This is a genomic window from Vibrio sp. V09_P4A23P171 (assembly GCF_963875615.1).
In the GTDB taxonomy this organism is placed as follows: domain Bacteria; phylum Pseudomonadota; class Gammaproteobacteria; order Enterobacterales; family Vibrionaceae; genus Vibrio; species Vibrio anguillarum.
Map to the genome: position 1 here is coordinate 1 of NZ_CAWNMR010000067.1, position 2,290 is coordinate 2,290.

At 41.6% G+C, this 2,290-nt stretch carries 1 protein-coding gene; it reads right to left on the reverse strand.

Annotated elements, in window-relative coordinates; translation table 11 throughout:
* Nucleotides 1–345: 345 nt before the first annotated feature.
* A complete protein-coding gene (locus AACT23_RS15990; RefSeq protein WP_094128010.1) occupies nt 346–1,134 on the reverse strand; it encodes an HNH endonuclease in 789 nt (262 codons plus the stop codon).
* Nucleotides 1,135–2,290: the final 1,156 nt, after the last annotated feature.

Consider the following 2,290-nt stretch of genomic DNA (forward strand, 5'->3'; position numbering starts at 1 on the left):
AAAAAACTCAAATTGAGCGATTTGGAAGAAAAGTGACGAGCGTAGCATGCTCGGCGGACGTTTGGATGCTGAAGGTTATTTTGCCGCTAAACCCACAGCGCTAAACAACCCAACGCGATCAAGAAACAACAAATAGGTGATGATTATTTATTGCTTAACTTAAGCCACAAAACATGGAATTTACTGTTCAATTCCAACTCGATTTAGCTGATAAAAACTCACTTTGCCTAACGCCCGCTTAAGGGGCAGCCAACGCTACTATTAAGCTTACGCATAACACCGTAATCACAAAAACCAACGCATAGTAAAAATGCCGTGCGTTGGCTGTCCCTCTTGAAGCGTTTGTTAGGCATGCGCTGCGAGTATTTTCTTTAATTTTTCTAATGACATTGCTGGTTTTTCTCTATGAATCATTGCATGACAGTTAGGGCATAAAGGGATTAAATCCTCAATCGGGTTTACTGCATGAGCGCCACCCTTCAACGCCAGATCTGTTCGGTGATGTACATGTATGTACTCTTTCCCAATGATTCCATATTTGCTTTCCATATTAATTCTACAGGCTGCACAATTGTATCCATAACGCGCAATGCATTGACTCCTCGCGATTGGACTACGCTCAAACGCTGTTGACATGACTGAAAATTTTGTGCCTTCAAAAAGTATAGTTTTCTCGGCACTTCCCGAAAACATACAACTGGCTAGTGTCCAACGAATATTTTGTCCATCTTGAACATTTGCACCACATTCTAGCCACAATCTTTCAGCATCGATATCAGTAAGAATTGCAGAGCGTTGATGCATATATCCAAGAATTGGATTATCTGTATTGAAAATATATTGCCCTGAAATCTCAAATACACAATTACGTCGTCCATCAGCATTGACTATAACAAAGTCACCTATCTCCATGTTTTTATAAAGATTCCATAAACTTGGCCCACCTAAATGGGCATTACCTAAATCTGGGTAACTCGCATGGATTAAATTGGTAATTTCTGCTTGTTCGTTAGGATTGATGGCAGACAAATCCCCAATATCTGACCAACCAATTGCAATACAACCTAACGCTTTCATAAGCTCAATTGATTCTAGTGCATGCTCGTGATGAGCAATCAGACGCCATATATTCATAACTATACCTCTTAATGCCTAACGCCCGCTTAAGGGGCAGACAACGCTACTACTAACTTTCCGCATAACACCGTAGCCACAAAAACCAACGCATAGTAAAAATGCCACGCGTTGGCTGTCCCTCTTGAAGCGTTTGTTATGCTTAAGCTTCAATGACTTACGTTTTACCCAAACCAAGATTAACTCAGCTTTGATGCACAAACAAAACCCAAAAACCAAAAACTGAAATGACTCATGATTTTTAGAATCAGACTTTGAACTTTGGCAGCTACAACGAAAAAACCTAAGATCAATTTTCTGATTGAACCAACCGCCCCAACCTCGCGCTTGCCCGAAAATTGAATGAGGCAATTCGCTGAATTTCCAGCGCCAAAGAATAATGGTCCGGAAAACAGCGCCCACTGAAGCCAATTTGCCGACGAGCGCGAAACTCACAAGCCAAGGGAACAAAGAACAATCATAAACCACTGATTTTTGGTGATTAAGCATAACGCCGCGTTAAGTGGTGAGCAACGCTACCACCTTACCTAAACCATTGTGCCGTAAACACTAAAGTTGAATCAAACCAAAAATGCCAAGCGTTGGGAATCCGTCTTAAACGCTTTGTTAGCTTACAAATTCTCAGCACCCACCCTAACTTACCAACAACCAACATCTGAACGATAGCAACCCCATATATTTCATGGAAATACGGCTCAGATCACTAATGATATGCATCAAAGCAAATATATTACCATACGAGAGATTTGCTCTTACACATATAAGGAATACCATTGTGGCACTTAAACCAGGTCCAAAACCAATTGCTAAGTCGACAGGAAAACCTGATCAGCGTCGACGTGACAATAAAAACACCCCGGGTAACACACCGGGCTTGAAACCTAGTAAATCGTCGAATAAATAAGATGAATCACCGGTGTAAGCTACTATTTGGGTAGCTTACTTTTTACAACCTATCTCCTTGTTGACTCCAGTAAGCTAACGCCCGCTTAAGGGGCAGACAACGCTACTGCCAACTTACCGCATAACACCTTAATCACAAAAACCAACGCATAGTGAAAATACCACGCGTTGGCTGTCCCTCTTGAAGCGTTTGTTATAGCGGTGCTTTAGCTGCCCATAGAAATATGATGCGTTGCACACAGCTTATTTCCTG

Excerpts from the sequence above, each read along its gene's own strand:
- AACT23_RS15990 (WP_094128010.1), bottom strand. The coding sequence starts at position 1,134 with ATGAATATATGGCGTCTGATTGCTCATCACGAGCATGCACTAGAATCA.